16 protein-coding genes and 1 riboswitch are annotated in these 18,257 nt (G+C 71.0%); of the genes, 11 read left to right on the top strand and 5 right to left on the bottom strand.

Going from position 1 to position 18,257, the window contains the following annotated elements:
* Positions 1-69: 69 nt before the first annotated feature.
* Together ACFVHK_RS03880 and ACFVHK_RS03875 are read right to left on the bottom strand one after the other, a co-directional pair.
* Entirely contained in the window at positions 70-1,128 is a 1,059-nt protein-coding gene (locus ACFVHK_RS03880) for a BMP family lipoprotein (protein ID WP_376927689.1), read from the bottom strand.
* Positions 1,129-1,150: 22 nt separating this feature from the next.
* Complete coding sequence (locus ACFVHK_RS03875) at positions 1,151-2,269, bottom strand: mannose-1-phosphate guanylyltransferase (protein ID WP_376927688.1); 1,119 nt, start codon at positions 2,267-2,269, stop codon at positions 1,151-1,153.
* Between the two features lie 159 nt (positions 2,270-2,428).
* On the opposite strand from ACFVHK_RS03875, the gene sdhC reads away from it, so the two are divergent.
* The 8 genes from sdhC to ACFVHK_RS03835 all read left to right on the top strand — a co-directional run bounded on the left by sdhC (position 2,429) and on the right by ACFVHK_RS03835 (position 10,039).
* Entirely contained in the window at positions 2,429-2,851 is a 423-nt protein-coding gene (gene sdhC, locus ACFVHK_RS03870) for a succinate dehydrogenase, cytochrome b556 subunit (protein ID WP_129233306.1), read from the top strand.
* Positions 2,852-2,861: 10 nt separating this feature from the next.
* The gene (locus tag ACFVHK_RS03865) at positions 2,862-3,308 is read left to right on the top strand and encodes a succinate dehydrogenase hydrophobic membrane anchor subunit (protein ID WP_129233307.1); all 447 of its coding nucleotides are present in this window, start codon (positions 2,862-2,864) and stop codon (positions 3,306-3,308) included.
* A gap of 7 nt (positions 3,309-3,315) precedes the next feature.
* Positions 3,316-5,124 carry a succinate dehydrogenase flavoprotein subunit gene (sdhA, locus tag ACFVHK_RS03860; protein WP_376927687.1) on the top strand — a complete coding sequence of 603 codons (1,809 nt, stop codon included), beginning with the start codon at positions 3,316-3,318 and terminating at the stop codon, positions 5,122-5,124.
* 1 nt (position 5,125) lies between these two features.
* Positions 5,126-5,893, top strand: a complete 768-nt coding sequence (locus tag ACFVHK_RS03855; RefSeq protein WP_376927686.1) for a succinate dehydrogenase iron-sulfur subunit — start codon at positions 5,126-5,128, stop codon at positions 5,891-5,893.
* Positions 5,894-6,026: 133 nt separating this feature from the next.
* On the top strand, positions 6,027-7,352 hold the full coding sequence (locus ACFVHK_RS03850; protein ID WP_376927685.1) for a YihY/virulence factor BrkB family protein: 1,326 nt from the start codon (positions 6,027-6,029) through the stop codon (positions 7,350-7,352).
* A gap of 10 nt (positions 7,353-7,362) precedes the next feature.
* Positions 7,363-8,199, top strand: a complete 837-nt coding sequence (locus ACFVHK_RS03845) for an exodeoxyribonuclease III (protein ID WP_376927684.1) — start codon at positions 7,363-7,365, stop codon at positions 8,197-8,199.
* 23 nt (positions 8,200-8,222) lie between these two features.
* Positions 8,223-9,233, top strand: coding sequence for a tryptophan--tRNA ligase (gene trpS, locus ACFVHK_RS03840; RefSeq protein ID WP_376927683.1), 1,011 nt, complete (start codon positions 8,223-8,225; stop codon positions 9,231-9,233).
* Between the two features lie 5 nt (positions 9,234-9,238).
* Positions 9,239-10,039, top strand: a complete 801-nt coding sequence (locus tag ACFVHK_RS03835) for an HAD family hydrolase (RefSeq protein WP_376927682.1) — start codon at positions 9,239-9,241, stop codon at positions 10,037-10,039.
* Between the two features lie 96 nt (positions 10,040-10,135).
* On the opposite strand, the gene glpK is transcribed toward ACFVHK_RS03835, so the two are convergent.
* The 3 genes from glpK to ACFVHK_RS03820 all read right to left on the bottom strand — a co-directional run bounded on the left by glpK (position 10,136) and on the right by ACFVHK_RS03820 (position 14,363).
* Positions 10,136-11,650, bottom strand: a complete 1,515-nt coding sequence (glpK, locus tag ACFVHK_RS03830; RefSeq protein ID WP_376927681.1) for a glycerol kinase GlpK — start codon at positions 11,648-11,650, stop codon at positions 10,136-10,138.
* 56 nt (positions 11,651-11,706) lie between these two features.
* The gene (locus tag ACFVHK_RS03825; protein WP_376927680.1) at positions 11,707-12,480 is read right to left on the bottom strand and encodes an MIP/aquaporin family protein; all 774 of its coding nucleotides are present in this window, start codon (positions 12,478-12,480) and stop codon (positions 11,707-11,709) included.
* A 134-nt stretch (positions 12,481-12,614) separates the two neighbouring features.
* A complete protein-coding gene (locus ACFVHK_RS03820) occupies positions 12,615-14,363 on the bottom strand; it encodes a glycerol-3-phosphate dehydrogenase/oxidase (protein ID WP_376927679.1) in 1,749 nt (582 codons plus the stop codon).
* Between the two features lie 121 nt (positions 14,364-14,484).
* On the opposite strand from ACFVHK_RS03820, the gene ACFVHK_RS03815 reads away from it, so the two are divergent.
* The 3 genes from ACFVHK_RS03815 (at position 14,485) to ribD (ending at position 18,256) form a co-directional block, all read left to right on the top strand.
* Positions 14,485-15,510: a sugar-binding transcriptional regulator gene (locus tag ACFVHK_RS03815; protein ID WP_376927678.1), complete on the top strand. Its 1,026-nt coding sequence runs from the start codon at positions 14,485-14,487 to the stop codon at positions 15,508-15,510.
* A 94-nt stretch (positions 15,511-15,604) separates the two neighbouring features.
* Positions 15,605-16,879, top strand: coding sequence for a hypothetical protein (locus tag ACFVHK_RS03810; protein ID WP_376927677.1), 1,275 nt, complete (start codon positions 15,605-15,607; stop codon positions 16,877-16,879).
* Positions 16,880-16,969: 90 nt separating this feature from the next.
* A riboswitch (FMN riboswitch) is annotated at positions 16,970-17,115 on the top strand.
* Positions 17,116-17,191: 76 nt separating this feature from the next.
* A complete protein-coding gene (ribD, locus tag ACFVHK_RS03805; RefSeq protein ID WP_376927676.1) occupies positions 17,192-18,256 on the top strand; it encodes a bifunctional diaminohydroxyphosphoribosylaminopyrimidine deaminase/5-amino-6-(5-phosphoribosylamino)uracil reductase RibD in 1,065 nt (354 codons plus the stop codon).
* Position 18,257: the final 1 nt, after the last annotated feature.

Here is an 18,257-nt window from a genome sequence, read left to right as displayed (position 1 = left end):
TCAAAGGTTATGAACCCGCGACCTTCTGCTCATATGAGCAAGCGCGGGGCTCCCCCGAGCAGGGGACAGTCAGGGCGCCGAGGGCGACTCCACGACGAGCTCGCCCGCGATGATCGCCTGTCGCAGACCCTCGATCTCGCCCTGCAACCCCGGGGCCACGAGCGACTCCAGGTCGTGGTACGGGGCGATCTCGACGCCCCCGTTCTCCAGCGTTCCGATGTAGGGGTCGCTCATGAAGGTGCCGTCCTGGACCGCGCCGACGATCTCGACCATCGCCTGCCGCGTGTTCTTCAGGACGCTCGTCAGCAGGACGGGTCGGAACTCGGCGGGCAGCGTCTCGTACCCGTCGCTGTCGACCCAGATCACCGACGTCGAGCCGTGCTCGACCGCCGCCGCCGCGGCGCCCTCCCCCACCTGGCCCGCGACCGGCAGGATCACGTCGGCACCCTGGTCGATGAACCCCTCGGCGAGCACCTTGCCCTTGTTGATGTCCTCGAAGTCGCCCGTGAAGGAGCCGTCCTGCTCCTCCTTGTTCCAGCCGAGCACGCGGACGTCGCCGCCGTGCACCTCGTTGTACCTCGCGACCCCGTCCACGAAGCCGTCCATGAAGAGGGTGACCGGGGGCTGGTTCCCGCCTCCGAAGGTGGCGACCACTCCCGTCCGCGACACGCCTGCCGCGAGGTAGCCCGCGAGGAAGGACGCCTGCGCGGTGTCGAACACGACCGGCTTGACGTTCGCCGCATCCACCGTCTCGTCGACGATCGCGAACGAGACCTCGGGGTTCGCCTCCGACTCGGCGAGCGTGGCCTCCGCCAGCTCCCACCCGACCGTCACCACGAGCGCGCATCCGGAGTCGACCGCCTGGCGGACGTTCGGTGCGAGGTCGGTCTCGCTCGTCGACACGAGCGCCTCCGCCTCCACGCCGAGCTCGTCCTCCGCCAGTTGCAGGCCCTCCCAGCTCGACTGGTTGAACGAACGGTCCTCGAGCCCGCCCGAGTTCGTGACCATGCGCACGCACCCGTCCGCGACGGCATCGCCGGCGCCCTCCGGCGCGGGCGCGCAGCCGGTGACGGCAGCGGATGCCACGACGAGCGCGACTCCGAACGTGACGATCCGTCGCAGCGACATCCGTCCGACCACCTTCCCGTGCCTAGAGCACGTCGTTCGATCCGCCGAGGCGCAGTGCGTCCACGACGGCCTTGACCCGTTGCGCATGCTCGCTCGTCGTCACGAGCAGCGCGTCGGGCGTGTCCACGACCACGATGTCCTTGACGCCGATGAGGCTGATCACGCGGTCCGACCGACTCACGACGATGCCGCTGGACGCGTCGGAGAGGACCCTGGCGTGCTCGCCGAGGATCGCGAGCTCGCCCGACCGCCCCGCAGTGTTCAGCTTGGCGAGCGAGGCGAAGTCGCCGACGTCGTCCCACTGGAAGTGCGCGCGCACGACCGCGAGGCGGCCGCGGGCGGCTGCCGGTTCGGCGACCGAGTAGTCGATCGCGATCTTCTTCAGCGTCGGCCAGATGCGGTCGACCGCCGGCCCCCGGGCCTCGGGGTCGTCCCACACCTCGGCCAGCTCGACCACGCCCGCGTGGAGCTCGGGCTCGGTGCGCGCCAGCTCCTCGAGGAGCAGATCGGCCCGAGCGATGAACATGCCGGCGTTCCAGAGGTGGCGTCCGCCCTCGAGGTACTCGCGCGCGGTCTCGAGGTCGGGCTTCTCCACGAAGCTCGACACGGCCGTGACCGTGTCGGTGCCAGGGATGTCGAGGGGCTCGCCGCACTCGATGTAGCCGAACCCGACGGCCGGCTCGGTGGGCGTGATGCCGATCGTCGCGATGAACCCCGCGTCGGCGGCCGCGACGGCCGCCGTCACCGCATCGCGGAAGAGCGCGGACCCCGAGATGACGTGGTCGGCCGCGAACGAGCCGATGATCACACCGGGCTCGCGACGCTCGAGGATCGCGGCGGCCAGGCCGATCGCCGCGGTCGAGTCGCGCGGCTCGCTCTCCAGCACGATGTTCGCGTCGGCGAGCTCGGGCAGCTGGGCCTCGACCGCCGCACGATGCGCGCGACCGGTGACGATCATGATGCGCTGCTCGCCAGAGAGCGGCGCGAGCCGGACCCAGGTGTCGCGGAGCAGCGTCTGGCCCGACCCGGTCAGGTCGTGCAGGAACTTCGGTGCGTCGGCGCGCGAGAGCGGCCAGAGCCGGGATCCCACGCCGCCGGCGGGGATGACGCTGTAGAAGCGGTCGAGCGGAGCCTGTCGCATCCGATCAGGATAGCCGTGGGCCGCCCCGGACAACGGCGGGCGCCTCCCTCGCCACGACGGCGAACCGGACCACCCCCGCGAGCGCACTAGACTCGGACCCGGGCCATCGGTCCCGTCATGCCCGCAGTCGGGCGACGCACACCGTCAGGAGGGACGTCCATGTCAGCAACGACGACACGGACCCCGATCGCACCCGAGGAGCCGGCGAAGCAGAAGCCGGGCGGCACGCTCTATCGCGGCCGCGAGGGCATGTGGTCGTGGGTGCTGCACCGGATCACCGGGGTGGCGATCTTCTTCTTCCTCCTCGTGCACATCCTCGACACCGCGCTCGTGCGCGTGAGCCCCGAGGCCTACAACGCGGTCATCGGCACCTACCAGACCCCGATCATGGGCCTCGGCGAGGTGGCCCTCGTCGGTGCGATCGTGTTCCACGCGTTCAACGGCCTGCGCGTCATCCTCGTCGACTTCTGGTCATGGGCGACCCGCAACCAGAAGGTCCTCTTCTACATCGTGATCGCGCTCTGGGTGGTCACGATGCTCGGGTTCGTGCCTCGGCACCTCATGAACGTCTTCAGCCACTAGGAGCGCCGTGATGACCGTCATCGAATCCCCGCGCACCCCCGCTCGCCGGGCACCGCGACGCGGCGTCAACCTCGAGAAGTGGGGCTGGATCTACATGCGCGCGTCGGGCGTCGTGCTCGTCGTGCTGATCTTCGGACACCTCTTCGTCAACCTCATGGTCGGCGAGGGCGTCAAGGCCATCGACTTCGGCTTCGTGGGCGGCAAGTGGGCCGACCCGTTCTGGCAGTGGTGGGACGTCCTGATGCTGTGGCTCGCGCTGATCCACGGCGCGAACGGCATGCGGACCATCGTCAACGACTACACGAACCCCGGCACCGTGCAGCGGATCCTGAAGGGCGCGCTGCTCCTGTCCACCGTCGTGCTGATCGTCCTCGGCACGCTCGTGGTCTTCACCTTCGACCCGTGCCCCGCAGGCTCGCCCGCCGAGCTGCTGCCCTCGTTCTGCCCCGCCGCATAGGAGACACGTGACCAGCGAGAACCACGTCGAGACGACGGTCGTCGACGGCGTCCACTACCACCAGTACGACATCGTGATCGTCGGCGCCGGCGGCGCCGGCATGCGGGCCGCCATCGAGGCCGGGCCCGGCGCGAAGACCGCGGTGATCTCCAAGCTCTACCCGACGCGCTCCCACACGGGCGCGGCGCAGGGCGGCATGGCCGCCGCCCTCGCCAACGTCGAGGAGGACAGCTGGGAGTGGCACACCTTCGACACGATCAAGGGCGGCGACTACCTGGTCGACCAGGACGCCGCCGAGATCCTCGCGAAGGAGGCCATCGACGCGGTCATCGACCTCGAGAACATGGGCCTGCCCTTCAACCGCACGCCCGACGGCAAGATCGACCAGCGACGCTTCGGGGGACACACGCGCGACCACGGCAAGGCCCCGGTCCGGCGCGCGTGCTACGCCGCCGACCGCACGGGCCACATGATCCTGCAGACGCTGTTCCAGAACTGCGTGAAGCTCGGCATCGAGTTCTACAACGAGTACTACGCGCTCGACCTCGTCATGACCGACGTCGACGGCGTCCGGAAGCCGTCGGGGGTCGTCGCCTACGAGCTCGCCACCGGCGAGCTCCACGTGTTCCAGGCCAAGGCCGTGATCTTCGCGACCGGCGGCTTCGGGAAGATCTACAAGACGACCTCGAACGCGCACACGCTGACCGGCGACGGCGTCGGGATCATCTGGCGCAAGGGCCTGCCGCTGGAGGACATGGAGTTCTTCCAGTTCCACCCGACCGGTCTCGCCGGCCTCGGCATCCTCCTCACCGAGGGCGCACGAGGCGAGGGCGCCATCCTCCGCAACGCCTCGGGCGAGCGATTCATGGAGCGCTATGCGCCGACGATCAAGGACCTGGCGCCGCGCGACATCGTCGCCCGCTGCATGGTGCAGGAGGTCGCGGAGGGTCGCGGCGCCGGCCCCGAGAAGGACTACGTGCTGCTCGACTGCACGCACCTCGGCGCCGAGGTCCTCGAGACCAAGCTCCCCGACATCACCGAGTTCGCGCGCACCTACCTCGGCGTCGACCCGGTGTACGAGCCGGTCCCGGTCATGCCGACGGCGCACTACGCGATGGGCGGCATCCCGACCAACGTCAAGGCCGAGGTGCTGAGCGACAACACGACGGTCGTCCCGGGCCTCTACGCCGCCGGCGAGTGCGCGTGCGTGTCGGTGCACGGCTCCAACCGCCTCGGCACGAACTCGCTCCTCGACATCAACGTGTTCGGCAAGCGGGCGGGCCGCAACGCGGTCGAGTACGTCAACTCCGGCGTCGACCTCACGCCCCTCCCCGAGGACCCGGCCGGCGACATCCGCCGCCTCCTCGAGATGCTGCGCGACTCGAACGGCACCCAGCGGATCGCCGCCATCCGCAAGGAGCTGCAGGACGAGATGGACAAGGGCGCCCAGGTGTTCCGGACGAGCGAGTCGCTCGACCACGTGGCCGAGGTCATCGCCGGCCTCCGAGACCGGTACCGCGACATCGCCGTCCAGGACAAGGGCAAGCGCTTCAACACCGACCTGCTCGAGGCCGTCGAGCTCGGATTCCTCCTCGACCTCGCCGAGGTCGTCGTGGCATCCGCGCGCAACCGCGAGGAGAGCCGCGGCGGTCACATGCGCGACGACTTCCCGAACCGCGACGACGAGAAGTTCATGCAGCACACCATGGCCTACCTGTCGGGTGACGCGCACTCGTCGGTCGCCTCCGACCACATCCGGCTCGACTGGAAGCCGGTCACGATCACCCGATACCAGCCGATGGAGAGGAAGTACTGACGTGACGACCGCCACGCTCGAGAACACGTCGACGGGCTCGGCGGACGCCGCGACGCCGTCCTTCACCGTCACGTTCCTGATCCGCCGCTTCGACCCCGAGGTCGACTCGGAGCCGCGCTGGCAGGACTTCGACGTCGAGATGTACCCGACCGACCGGGTGCTCGACGCCCTGCACAAGATCAAGTGGGAGCAGGACGGCTCGCTGACCTTCCGCCGCTCCTGCGCGCACGGCATCTGCGGCTCCGATGCGATGCGCATCAACGGTCGCAACCGCCTGGCCTGCAAGACGCTGATCAAGGACCTCGACATCTCGAAGCCCATCTACGTCGAGGCGATCAAGGGCCTTCCCCTCGAGAAGGACCTCGTCGTCGACATGGAGCCGTTCTTCGCGAGCTTCCGCGAGGTGCAGCCCTTCCTCCAGGCGAGCTCCGCGCCGGTCGCCGGCAAGGAGCGCGTGCAGTCGGTCGCCGAGCGAGCCCGCTTCGACGACACCACGAAGTGCATCCTCTGCGCCGCGTGCACCTCGTCGTGCCCCGTGTTCTGGACCGACGGCCAGTACTTCGGCCCGGCCGCGATCGTGAACGCGCACCGCTTCATCTTCGACTCGCGCGATGAGGAGGCGAAGGTGCGCCTCGACATCCTGAACGACAAGGAGGGCGTCTGGCGCTGCCGCACGACCTTCAACTGCACCGACGCGTGCCCGCGCGGCATCGAGGTGACCAAGGCGATCGCCGAGGTCAAGCAGGCCATCCTCCGCGGAACGCCCTGACGGATTCCCGCGGAGCGGAGGGGCCGGTGCGCGTCGCACCGGCCCCTCCGCCGTCTCGGCGGCCGGCCCCGTCGACCTCAGGAGCGGGCGCGGGGTGATCCGGCTCGCGGCATCCGCTCGCTAGGGTGAGTCCGTGAGCGATCGCGGACGGGGACGCGACGGCGGTTCCGCGCCATCCGACGGCGTCGTGCCTCCCGGCGCGGCCGCCGGCAACGGCGTGCCCGCCGGACGGCCACCCACGACCCTGCGCGTCCGCGACCGGATCGAAGCCGCGAGCGCGCCGATCCTGGAGCGCTTCGACGAGCCGATCTCCCGCGCCGAGCAGTTCACCCAGTGGACGATGGCGCTCTTCCCGGTGCGCGTCTGGCGCCACTTCCTCGCCCGGAACGGCTTCCTGCTCACGGCTGGGATGAGCTACCAGTCGCTGTTCGCGGTGTTCGCGGCCATCTACGTCGTGTTCGCCGTCGCGGGGATCTGGCTGCTGGGAGACGAGGAGACGCTGAACGCGCTCCTGCTCCTCATCAACACCTACGCGCCCGGCCTCGTCGGCCCGAACGGCGTGATCAGCACCGAGGACCTGCAGGCGGCCGCGACTGCGAGCACCAGCCTGTTCGGCTGGACCGGCGCCGTCGCCCTGGGCGGCCTGATCTGGACCGCCATCGGGTGGGTCACCTACGCCCGCATGGCCGTTCGGAGCATCTTCCTCCTCCCGAAGGACGATCGCGCGTACCTCTACCTCAAGGCGCGCGACTTCGCCGCGGCGTTCATGTTCGGCGTCGCCATCCTCATCGCCGCGGTCCTCTCGATCGTCGCCACGGGATTCCTCGACTGGCTGTTCGGACTGCTCGGCATCGACCTCACGACGGAGTCGGCCGTCGTGCGGCTCGGCCTGCAGTTCGGGGCGATCGTCGTCGTGTTCGTCATCGACACGCTCGCGCTCGCCGTGATGTTCCGATTCCTCTCAGGCGCGGAGATGCCCTGGCGCCGGATGTGGACCGGTTCGCTGCTCGGTTCCGCCGCGCTCAGCGTGCTCCAGATGCTCGGTGGATGGGTCCTGTCGTGGGCCGGGAGCAACCCGCTCCTCGCGACGTTCACCGTCATCGTCGCACTCCTGCTCTGGTTCCGGATCGCGAGCATCATCATCCTCGTGGCGGCGGCGTGGATCGCGGTCGAGGCGGCGGACCGCAACGAGTCGCTGCGGCGGGTGTCCGCCGAGCAGCTCGAGGCCGAGCGCCGCCAGCGCGAGTACCAGGCGCTCCTCACGGCCGCGAGGATCCGTGTGCGGGAGGCACGGACGGCCGCCGACACGGCGCGCTGGTACGAGCGCGTGCCCACGAGCCGGCGGCTCGCGCGGGCTCGGCGGGATCTCGACCAGCTCGAGGCATCCGCCCCGCCGCCCCCGCCGACGAAGCCGCACCCGTGGCGGAACGGGAACGGCCGTGGGGGTGGGCTCGCCTAGGATCGTAGGCATGCCCTCCGCCTCCCCGCTCCGGATCGTCAGCGCCAACGTGAACGGGGTCCGGGCGGCGTTCCGACGCGGCATGGGCGACTGGCTCGCCGCCCGCGACGTCGACATCCTCGCGATGCAGGAGGTGCGGGCGTCCACCGACGACCTGTCGGCGCTCCTCGGCGACGAGTGGAGCATTCTCCACGACCCGGCCACCGCGAAGGGTCGCGCGGGCGTCGCGATCGCGAGCCGTGCCGGCGCGCACATCCACCGCGTGGAACTCGGCGCGGAGGACCACGACACGGCGGGTCGCTGGCTCGAGGCCGACTACGAGGTCGACGGCCGCATCGTGACCGTCGTCAGCTGCTACGTGCCCTCCGGCGAGGCCGAGACGCCGAAGCAGGTCGACAAGTACCGCTTCCTCGACGCGATGAGCGAGCGGATGTCGCAGCTCGCCACGCACGAGCTCGCCGTGGTCGTCGGCGACCTGAACGTCGGCCACCGCACCCTCGACATCAAGAACTGGAAGGGCAACGTCAAGCGCGCCGGCTTCCTCCCCGAGGAGCGCGCCTACTTCGACCGCTTCATGGGAGCAGAGGGCGAGGACGGCTACAACGCCGGCGCCGGGCTCGGCTGGGTCGACCTCGGGCGACGCTCCGCCGGCGAGGTCCCCGGCCCCTACACGTGGTGGTCGTGGCGCGGCAAGGCGTTCGACAACGACAGCGGATGGCGCATCGACTACCAGCTCGCGACGCCGGCGCTGGCCGACACGATGGTCTCCTACGCGGTCGACCGCGCCGACGCGTACGACGAGCGATGGTCCGACCACGCTCCCGTCGTCGTCGACTACGCCATCTGAGACCGAAGGACCCTGACACCACGATGAACACCGCACGCCCCGTCGTCTTCTCCGGCATGCAGCCGTCGGGCGACTCCCTGCACCTCGGCAACTACCTGGGCGCCCTGGTCAACTGGGTCGCCCTGCAGGAGGACCACGACCCGATCTACTGCGTCGTCGACCTCCACGCGATCACCGTGACGCAGGACCCGGCGACGCTCCGCGAGGCGACCCGCCGCACGGCGGCGCAGTACCTCGCCGCGGGCGTGGATCCCGCGGGTTCGACCCTGTTCGTGCAGTCGCACGTGCCCGCGCACGCCGAGCTCGCCTGGGTGCTCGGCACGCTCACGGGCTTCGGCGAGGCGAGCCGGATGACCCAGTTCAAGGACAAGTCGGCGCGGTACGGGGCGGAGTCCACGACGGTCGGACTGTTCACCTACCCGGTGCTGATGGCCGCCGACATCCTGCTCTACGGCACCCACCTCGTACCCGTCGGCGACGACCAGCGCCAGCACCTCGAGCTGACGCGCGACCTCGCGGGCCGGTTCAACTCGCGCTACGGCGAGACGTTCGTCGTGCCCGAGGCGATGATCCCGAAGGAGTCCGCCCGTATCTACGACCTCCAGGAGCCCACCTCCAAGATGTCGAAGTCGGCGGCGAGCCCGAACGGGCTGATCAACCTGATGGACGACCCGAAGGTCATCGCCAAGCGCATCCGGAGCGCGGTGACCGACACGGAGCGGGAGATCCGATACGACCCCCGGGCCAAGCCCGGCATCGCGAACCTGCTCGACATCTACGCGACGGTGACGGGCCGTTCGATCCCCGAGCTCGAGGCCGAGTACGACGGCAAGGGCTACGGCGACCTCAAGAAGGACCTCGCCGAGGTCGTCGTGGAGCGGGTCGCGCCGATCCGGGAGCGCACGCTCGAGCTCATGGAGGATCCGGCCGAGCTCGACCGGCTCCTGGCGATGGGCGCCGACAAGGCGTCGGAGCGCGCTGAGCGGACGCTCGCGACCGTGTACGACCGGGTCGGGTTCCTCCGCCGGGCGTGACGGGCGTGGAGCGCTCCGACACGGCAGCCTCGGCGAACGACGACGAGGCGGCGGGCGAAGGGCGCCCGGTCGTGCTGTTCGACCTCGACGACACGCTCATGGCGCACCGCGAGGCGGTCGCGTCGGGCATCGTCCTGCACCTGCGGGACCGCGGCTACGCCGCCGACGAGGCCGCGGCGCAGTCGCTGTGGCACGAGCTCGAGGAACGGCACTACCACGCCTACCTCGCCGGTGAGCTGACGTTCGAGGAGCAGCGGCGGGCGCGTGCCGCCGAGTTCGCCCGTGCGCACGGCGACCCGATCGACGACGAGTCGGCCGGCGCCTGGTTCGCGACGTACTTCGAGCGCTACCGCGAGTCGTGGGCGCTGCACGACGACGTCATGACCTCGCTCGATGCGCTCGAATCAGCGCTGCCGGGGGTGCGGTTCGGCATCATCACGAACGGCGAGCACGACTTCCAGCTCGCGAAGCTCGTGCGACTCGGCCTCGAGGTCGGTCATCCGGGTCGGATCGAGCACCTCGTGGCATCCGGCGCCGAGGGCGTGACCAAGCCGGATCGCCGCATCTTCGAGGTCGCGGTCGCGCGGTTCGCCGCGGGCGGCGCGGTCTCGGGCGCCGCGTACGTCGGCGACCGACTGCGGACCGATGCGATCGGCGCGGCCGAGGCCGGGCTGGTCGGGGTGTGGCTCAACCGCTCGGGTGGGCGACCGGCCGAGCCCGAGGCGGCGGATGCCGAAGCCGCGGGCGTCGTGGAGATCCGCACCCTCGCCGAGCTCGCACCGCTGCTGGCCGGCCGGTTCGCCTGAGCCGCGCACCCGCATCGGGACGGCAACGGGCCGGGGTGCCTTCCCGTGCACCCCGGCCCGTGTCATCCGCTCACCCTCGGCGAGCGAGCGCTCGCGTCAGCGGACGTCGTCGTCGACCCAGTCGAGGGTCTTCGTGACGGCCTTCTTCCAGTTGCGCACGAGGCGCCCCTGCTCGGCCTCGTCCATCGAGGGCTCCCAGCGACGGTCCTCCTGCCAGTTCTTGGCGAGGTCGTCGAGGTCGGCCCAGAAGCCGACCGCGAGGCCCGCCGCATAGGCGGCGCCGAGCGCGGTCGTCTCGGCGACGACCGGACGCACCACGGGCACGCCGAGGATGTCGGCCTGGAACTGCAGCAGCGTGTCGTTGGCCGTCGCGCCGCCGTCGACGCGCAGCTCCGTGAGGTCGATCCCCGCATCGGCGTTCACGGCCTCGACGACGTCGCGCGTCTGGAACGCGATCGCCTCGAGTGCCGCCCGCGCGATGTGCCCCTTGTTCACGTAGCGGGTGAGGCCCACGAGCGCACCGCGCGCGTCCGGACGCCAGTACGGGGCGAAGAGCCCCGAGAACGCCGGGACGAAGTACGCGCCGCCGTTGTCCTGGACGGTCTTCGCGAGTTCCTCGACCTCGGGTGCCGAGGAGATGAGCCCGAGGTTGTCGCGCAGCCACTGCACGAGCGAACCGGTGACCGCGATGGATCCCTCGAGGGCGTAGTGCACGGGCTGGTCGCCCAGCTTGTATCCGACGGTCGTGAGCAGCCCGTTCTTCGAGTGGACGATCTCCTCGCCGGTGTTGAAGATCAGGAAGTTGCCCGTGCCGTAGGTGTTCTTCGCCTCGCCGGCATCGAACGCCGCCTGGCCGAAGGTCGCCGCCTGCTGGTCGCCGAGGATGCCCGCGATGGGCGTCTCGCGGAGCAGGCTCGAGGACTCGACGGTGCCGTAGACCTCCGAGGAGGACTTGATCGCCGGGAGCATCGAGCGCGGGACGCCGAAGATGCCGAGGATCTCGTCGTCCCATTCCAGGGTCTCGAGGTCCATGAACAGGGTGCGGCTCGCGTTGGTGACATCCGTCGCGTGCACGCCGCCGTCGACGCCGCCGGTCAGGTTCCACAGCACCCAGCTGTCGGTCGTGCCGAAGAGCAGGTCGCCGGCCTCGGCCTTCTCGCGCGCGCCGGGCACGTTCTCGAGGATCCAGACGATCTTGGTGCCCGAGAAGTAGGTGGCCAGCGGGAGGCCGACCTTGGCCTTGAAGCGCTCGACGCCGCCGTCGGCCGCGAGGCGGTCGACGATGGGCTGCGTGCGCGTGTCCTGCCAGACGATCGCGTTGTAGACCGGCTCGCCGGTGTTCTTGTCCCAGACCACGGCAGTCTCGCGCTGGTTCGTGATGCCCACCGCGGCGATGTCGTGGCGGGTCAGGTCGGCCTTGCCGAGCGCCTGGCCGATCACCTCGCGGGTGTTCTTCCAGATCTCCTTCGGGTCGTGCTCGACCCAGCCCGCCTTGGGGAAGATCTGCTCGTGCTCGAGTTGCCCGGTCGAGACGATCGATCCGTGCTTGTCGAAGATGATCGCGCGCGACGAGGTCGTGCCCTGGTCGATCGCGAGGACGTAGTCAGCCATCTGAGAACTCCATTGCTGTCAGTGATGGATGGGTGGAGGTGGTGGGGTGGGTCGGATCAGCCGAGCACCGGGAGGGCGACGAGCGCGGCCCATCCGGCGAGTACGCCGCCGATGATGGGGCCGACGACCGGGACCCAGGAGTACGACCAGTCGCTGCTGCCCTTGCCGGCGATCGGGAGGATGGCGTGCGCGATGCGCGGCCCGAGGTCACGGGCCGGGTTGATCGCGTAGCCGGTCGGGCCACCGAGGGAGGCGCCGATACCGATGACCAGCAGGGCCACGGGCAGCGCGCCGAGCGCGGCCAGGCCGGAGGCGTCGCCGTTGCGGCCGAAGCCGATGACGACGAACACGAGCACGAAGGTGCCGATGATCTCGGTCACCAGGTTCCAGCCGTACGACCGGATCGCCGGACCCGTCGAGAACACGGCCAGCTTGGTCGCACTCTCCGGCTCACCGTCGAAGTGCTGCTTGTACCCGAGCCAGACGATGACGGCACCGAGGATCGCGCCGATCAGCTGCGCGCCGATGAACGTGAGCACGCTGACGACAGTGACGGGCACCGTCGTGCCGAATGCGGGGTTCCCGAACTCGGTCGCGCCGTTGGCGACCAGGCCGAGGGTGACGGCGGGGTTGATGTGCGCGCCCGAGGCGTAGGCGACGATGACGCCGGCGAAGACCGCGAGGCCCCAGCCGATGTTCACCATGAGGAACCCGCCGTTGAAGCCCTTCGTCTTGGCGAGGGCGACGTTCGCGACGACGCCGCAGCCGAGCAGCACGAGCATGGCGGTACCGACGAGTTCCGAGAGGAACAGCACTCCGAGATTGTCCACGTTGACCTTTCTGGGTAGGACCGGGCGGCCCGGGGGCGGGCTGCCGCTGAGGGCCGCGCCGGGGCGGCCCGGATGAAACGTACCCGCGGAATCGGCCGGTCAGCGGCGGTTCCACATGCACATCCGTGCAGATTTCACTGCGCGGCGAGCTCCTCGAGGATCACGCCGTGACGCTCGGCGAGCACCGCGCGCGCGAGTCGGACCTCGACGGATCGGGTCTGGGCGTCCCAGCCGAGGACGTCGCCCACGACGGCGACGAGCTCGTCGAGCAGGGGTGCGGTCACGGCACCCGTGAACGCGAGGCTCGTGCGGCGGAGCAGGACGTCAGCGAGGTGGACGACGCGCTCGTTCGCGGCGAGCCAGGCGACCTCCTCGCGCGAATAGTCGGGCGCGTCTGCGAGGGGCGTCTCGGCGGCGCCCTCGATCGCCTCGATGATCTGCGCGGCGCGCGTGCCGTAGCGCTCGAGCAGCTGCTCGGCCCGCTCTCGGCCCACGCCGTCGCCGTGCCCGACGACCCACACCAGCCGCGCGGCATCCGTCGTCGGGTAGCCGGCGCCGCCGCCGATCGGCAGGCCCTTGGTGGACAGGACGCGGTCGCGGCCCACGAGGCCGAGGACGTCATCGGCGAGGTGCTCCGCGAGCGCACGGAACGTGGTCCACTTGCCGCCGACCAGGCTGAGCAGCGTCGTGCCGGGTCGTTCGGCGACCTCCGCCCGCTCGATGCGGTAGTCGCGGCTGACGAAGCCGGGCTGGGTGTCGTCGTGCCTGGGCAGCGGCCGCACGCCGGAGAAGCGGAAGACGATCTGCGAGCGGTCGACCCGGATGCCTGGGAAAACGTGCGCGACGAGGTCGAAGAAGTAGTCGACCTCCTCCTCCGTGCAGACCGCGGGCGTGCGCATGTCGTGCTCGAGGTCGGTCGTGCCGACCATCACGCGGCCCTTGAGCGGGTAGATCAGCACGATGCGGCCGTCCTCGTGCTCGAAGAAGATCTCGCGCCCGCCGGTGGCGGCGAGGAGCTCGTCGTTGTCGAGCACGATGTGGGACCCCTTGGTGCCGCCCATGAAGCGGGTGTCGCGACCGAGCTGCGCGTTCGTGAGGTCGGTCCAGGGTCCCGACGTGTTGACGACGACGTCGGCGGCGAGGTCGAACTCCTCTCCCGTCACGCCGTCGCGGACGCGCACGCCGTCGGCGCCGAGGCCCACGGCCTCGAGGTAGTTCGCGGCGCGCGCGTGCGCCCCGGCGGCGAGTCCGTCGTGCAGCACGTCGAGCGCCAGTCGCTCGGGGTCGTGCATGCTCGCGTCGTAGTAGGTCGCCGTGTACTTGAGGCCGGGGTTCAGTGCGGGGAGTTCGGCGCGCGACCGCTTCGCGCCGAGGAACCGGTGCCGCGGCACCGAGCCGCCGTCACGCGAGAACGCGTCGTAGATCGTGAGGCCGGCCTTGATGAGCGCCGCGCCGCGCTCCGTGGGCTTGCCCTGCCGGTGCGTCAGGAAGCGGAGCGGGGCGGAGAGGATGCCGGAGAACGTCGAGAAGATCGGCACGGTCGTCTGCAGCGGCTTGACGTAGTGGGGTGCGATCCGGATGAGGCCGTTGCGCTCCTGGACCGACTCCTGCACGAGGCGGAACTCGCCGTTCTCGAGGTATCGGATGCCGCCGTGGATCATGTGGCTCGAGGCGGCGGAGGCACCCGAGACGAAGTCGTCGCGCTCGACGAGCACGACGTCGACGCCCTGCAGCGCGAGGTCGCGGAACGTGGCGATGCCGTTGATGCCGCCGCCGATGATCACGACCTGGGCGGCGGGTCGGGCGCGCAGCGCGGCGATCTCGGCGCGGGCGCCGGAGGCGGGCGTGGGGCGGTTCGTCGTCGGCGACGTGGTGGGCGACATCGCTGTCCTTTCGAGCTGGTCACGCCGGGCTTGCGTGGACCGCCCGGCTGTGGATGAATACATCGTGGGCATCGTTGAACATGCTTGCAAGCCGAATGAACAAACGTGCAGGGAGAGTTCCATGGTCGTGACGGACGCCGCGGGCCCGGCCGCGGGAGGCGAGCTGCCCACCGGGAAGACGCGGGACGCGCTTCGGGCCGCGCACCTGTACTACCTGCAGGACCTCACCATGGACGCCATCGCGAAGGAACTGCACACCTCGCGATCCTCGGTGTCACGCCTGCTGAGCCACGCCCGTGCGACCGGGCTCGTCGAGATCTCGATCCACTCCCCCCTCGACCTGCCGAGCCGACTCGAGCAGGAGATCCTGGAGCGCCACGAGGTCTCGGCGCACGTCGTCCCGGTGCCCGACCACGCGAGCGACGTCGACCGGCTGGAGCGCGTCGCGCTCTCGGCTGCACGGATTCTCAGCCGGTTCATCGACTCGAACCAGACCATCGGCGTGGCGTGGGGCTCCACCATGAGCGCCATGAGCCGCCACCTCGCCCCCAAGGCGACGCACAACTCCGAGATCGTGCAGCTGAACGGCGCGGGCAACCTCCGCACGACGGGCATCCTGTACGCCTCGGAGCTGCTGCGCCGCTTCGGCGACGCGTTCGGCGCGCGCGTGCAGCAGTTCCCCGTGCCGGCGTTCTTCGACGACCCCGCCACGAAGCAGGCGTTCTGGCGCGAGCGGAGCACGCGCCGCCTGCTCGACCTGCAGGCGTCGATGGACGTCGCCATCTTCGGCATCGGCTCGCCGTTCGCCGAGGTGCCGAGCCACGTCTACCAGGGCGGCTACCTGGAGCGCGCCGACTACGAGGCGCTCTCTCGCGACGGCGTCGTCGGCGACGTCGCCACCGTGTTCTACCGGGCCGACGGCTCGACGGACGGGATCCCGCTGAACTCCCGCGCGACCGGACCGGACTTCGCCGTGCTCCGCCGGGCGCCGCGCCGGATCTGCGTGGTCTCCGGCCAGGCGAAGCTCCCCGGCCTCACCGGCGCGCTCGCGGCCGGCCTGATCACGGACCTGATCGTCGACGAGGGAACGGCCCGGCGCCTGGTCGAGCGGCCCGTCGACGACGCCGGGGACGACCGGGCCGACTGAGTCGCACCGCGATGGAATCGTGATCCCGAACCGCGGAACTGCAGGGTAGGTTTGCCTTCGCGACTGCCTGATCATCGGCGCGCGAGAGGACCGCATGCACGACCCCGACGCCCCGGAGCCCACCGGCGACCCGGCCGCGGGTCCGCCCCCGTGGGACGGGCTCCCGCCCGCCGCCGGCCTGCCCATGCCCGACGGCCCGGTCGAGTTCGTCATGGTCCCGTCCGAATCGCGTGAGCCCCGCGCCCCTCGGCGCATGAGCGGATTCGCCGCTGCAGGCGCCATCGCCGCCGTCATCGCCGCGTGGGCGATCGGCCACCAGCTCATCGCGACGGCCGTCCACGCGGAGATGTGGCCCATGTGGGCCGCCGCCGACGCCGCATACGACGAGGCCGCCGCCGACTACCGCGAGACGACGGAACGGGCCGAGAGCGCGATCGACCGCGGCGACGCCCTCGTCGGGATCGCGGTCGGCGACCTCGTCGCCGAGGAGGACCGCGCGAACCTCGAGGAGCGCATCGCCGAGGCGCGGGCGATCCTCGCCGAACGACCGAGGAGCCCGGGAATCGCCGCGATCGGCGACCCCGTCGCCTTCGCGCCCGCATGGGAGCGGTACGCCGACCTCCTGAGCATGATCGACCTCGTCCCCGCCCGCGAGGACGCCGCCGCCCGCTACGGCGCCGCGCGCGACGTGGTCGCCGAGGGCAACCTGGCGATCGCCGACGCCGCCGAGGCGCTCATCGCCGGGACCGAGGCGCGCGCCGTCGCCGCACTCGAGCAGAACCCGTCGGCGACCGTCGCCTCGCGCGTCGCAGTGGAGGAAGCCGTCGCCGAGCTCCGGCACTCCCCCACGATCTCGTCCGGCGACTCGAGCCGGTTCGCCGACCTCGCGTCCGCGGTCGACGAACTGCGGGCGTCGCATGCCGCCGAGGTCACGCGCCTGGCCGAGTTCCCCCTCCGGGCCGAGATCGAGTCGTTCGCCAGGTCCATCGCCTTCGACGTCCCGTTCGACGTCGTCTGGGCCGACGAGGTGGGCGGCTTCTCCAGCGACGGGTACTACTCGGGCACGGCCGAGTTCTTCGAGGACGTCGACGGCGACGGCTGGGGACTCATCTCCCTGACCCACAGCATCGAGGAGGCGTGGTACTTCGACGAGAACGCCAAGGCCGTCGTCGTGCACGAGGTCGGCCACGTGCAGGTGCTCCGCGAGGCGTGCGCGACGATCTTCGACGGACCCGAGTTCGCGGGCGACCACGAGATCTGGGCGACCGCCTGGGCGATCGGCATGGGCTACGACCTGCCCGGCGCGGGCATCGAGGCGTACGGCCGGCCGAGCGACGCGCAGATCCAGGCATCCACCGCCTGCCGCTGAACCGCGCGAGGCACCCACGTGCGCGCGTCCCGGCCCCGGGGGCTGCGGGAATACCCGGCGCCCCGGGACGTTGACCTAGAATCGAACACGTAACGTGCTCCGGGGTCGGTGCAAGTCCGAACCGGCGGTGAAAGTCCGCGAGCCGCGAGCGTGTGACCACCCGGTCACGCGCGGACGGTTGATCCGGTGGAATTCCGGTACCGACGGTGAAAGTCCGGATGGGAGGCAGCACGTGTCGGCGACGCCATGCGCGTGGTCGACCGGTCCGGCGATGCCCGGGCGCCCCGGAGCCTGGAAGGCAGGCGACAGGCGATGACCACGGTCACGCGGGCGGCGACCGATGCCGCGACGATGCGTCGGGCGCTGGAGCTCGCGGAACGCGGACCGGCGAGGGGCGTGAACCCCCGCGTCGGGTGCGTCATCCTCTCCCCCGGCGGCGACGTGCTCGCCGAGGGCTGGCACCGTGGCGCGGGCACCGCGCACGCGGAGGTCGACGCGCTCGCCAAGCTGGCACCGGGCGGCGCGCGCGGCGCGACCGCGGTCGTCACGCTCGAGCCGTGCAACCACGTCGGCCGCACCGGTCCGTGCGCCGGAGCACTCGTCGAGGCGGGCGTCGCGCGGGTCGTCTACGCGGTCGACGACCCCGGGCCCCACTCGGCGGGCGGCGCGCGAACGCTCGGCGAGGCCGGCGTCGAGGTCGTCGGCGGCGTGCTCGCCGACGAGGTGGAGGCGTTCCTCGAGGACTGGCTCTTCGCCGCCCGCGAGCGCAGGCCGCGCGTCACGGTCAAGTGGGCGTCGAGCCTCGACGGCCGGATCGCCGCCGCGGACGGCACGAGCCGGTGGATCACCGGCCGGGAGGCGCGTGCCGACGTGCATCGCCGCCGGGCGGTCGCGGACGCGATCGCCGTCGGCACGGGCACCGTGCTCGCGGACGACCCCGCGCTCACCGCGCGCGACGACGATGGAGGACTCCTCGACGACCAGCCGGTCCCGGTCGTCTTCGGCACGCGTGCGATCCCCGCCGACGCGTCCGTGCTGCGGCATCCGATCGAGCCCATCAGGCTGGCCGGCACCGCACTCTCCGACGACCTGGCGGAGCTCCAGCGACGCGGCATCCGCTCGCTCTTCGTCGAGGGCGGGCCGACGCTCGCGAGCGCGTTCCTCGCCGCCGGCCTCGCGGACGACCTCCTCGTCTACCTCGCACCCGCCGTCATCGGCGGGCCGCGCGCCGCGATCGGCGACATCGGCGTCGGCACGATCGCCGAGGCGCATCGCTTCCACATCACCGAACTGGTGCGACTCGGCGACGACGTCCTCGTCGTCGCCCGGCCCGACACGGCCGCGCACCCCGAGACCACCACCCGAGAGAGGGTCTGAC

Origin of the sequence: Agromyces binzhouensis (assembly GCF_042672355.1) — a bacterium.
GTDB classification, from domain to species: Bacteria; Actinomycetota; Actinomycetes; order Actinomycetales; family Microbacteriaceae; genus Agromyces; species Agromyces binzhouensis.
Note: the sequence above shows the minus strand (reverse complement) of the source record. Positions and strands in the feature narration are given on the sequence as shown.

Bases quoted from the DNA above. Each gene is read 5' to 3' on its own strand.
- ACFVHK_RS03875 (WP_376927688.1), bottom strand. From the start codon at position 2,269: ATGCGACAGGCTCCGCTCGACCGCTTCTACAGCGTCATCCCCGCCGGC.
- ACFVHK_RS03865 (WP_129233307.1), top strand. From the start codon at position 2,862: ATGACCGTCATCGAATCCCCGCGCACCCCCGCTCGCCGGGCACCGCGA.
- ribD (WP_376927676.1), top strand. From the start codon at position 17,192: ATGACCACGGTCACGCGGGCGGCGACCGATGCCGCGACGATGCGTCGG.
- ACFVHK_RS03880 (WP_376927689.1), bottom strand. From the start codon at position 1,128: ATGTCGCTGCGACGGATCGTCACGTTCGGAGTCGCGCTCGTCGTGGCA.
- trpS (WP_376927683.1), top strand. From the start codon at position 8,223: ATGAACACCGCACGCCCCGTCGTCTTCTCCGGCATGCAGCCGTCGGGC.
- ACFVHK_RS03815 (WP_376927678.1), top strand. From the start codon at position 14,485: ATGGTCGTGACGGACGCCGCGGGCCCGGCCGCGGGAGGCGAGCTGCCC.
- sdhC (WP_129233306.1), top strand. From the start codon at position 2,429: ATGTCAGCAACGACGACACGGACCCCGATCGCACCCGAGGAGCCGGCG.
- ACFVHK_RS03845 (WP_376927684.1), top strand. From the start codon at position 7,363: ATGCCCTCCGCCTCCCCGCTCCGGATCGTCAGCGCCAACGTGAACGGG.
- ACFVHK_RS03810 (WP_376927677.1), top strand. From the start codon at position 15,605: ATGCACGACCCCGACGCCCCGGAGCCCACCGGCGACCCGGCCGCGGGT.
- ACFVHK_RS03820 (WP_376927679.1), bottom strand. From the start codon at position 14,363: ATGTCGCCCACCACGTCGCCGACGACGAACCGCCCCACGCCCGCCTCC.
- glpK (WP_376927681.1), bottom strand. From the start codon at position 11,650: ATGGCTGACTACGTCCTCGCGATCGACCAGGGCACGACCTCGTCGCGC.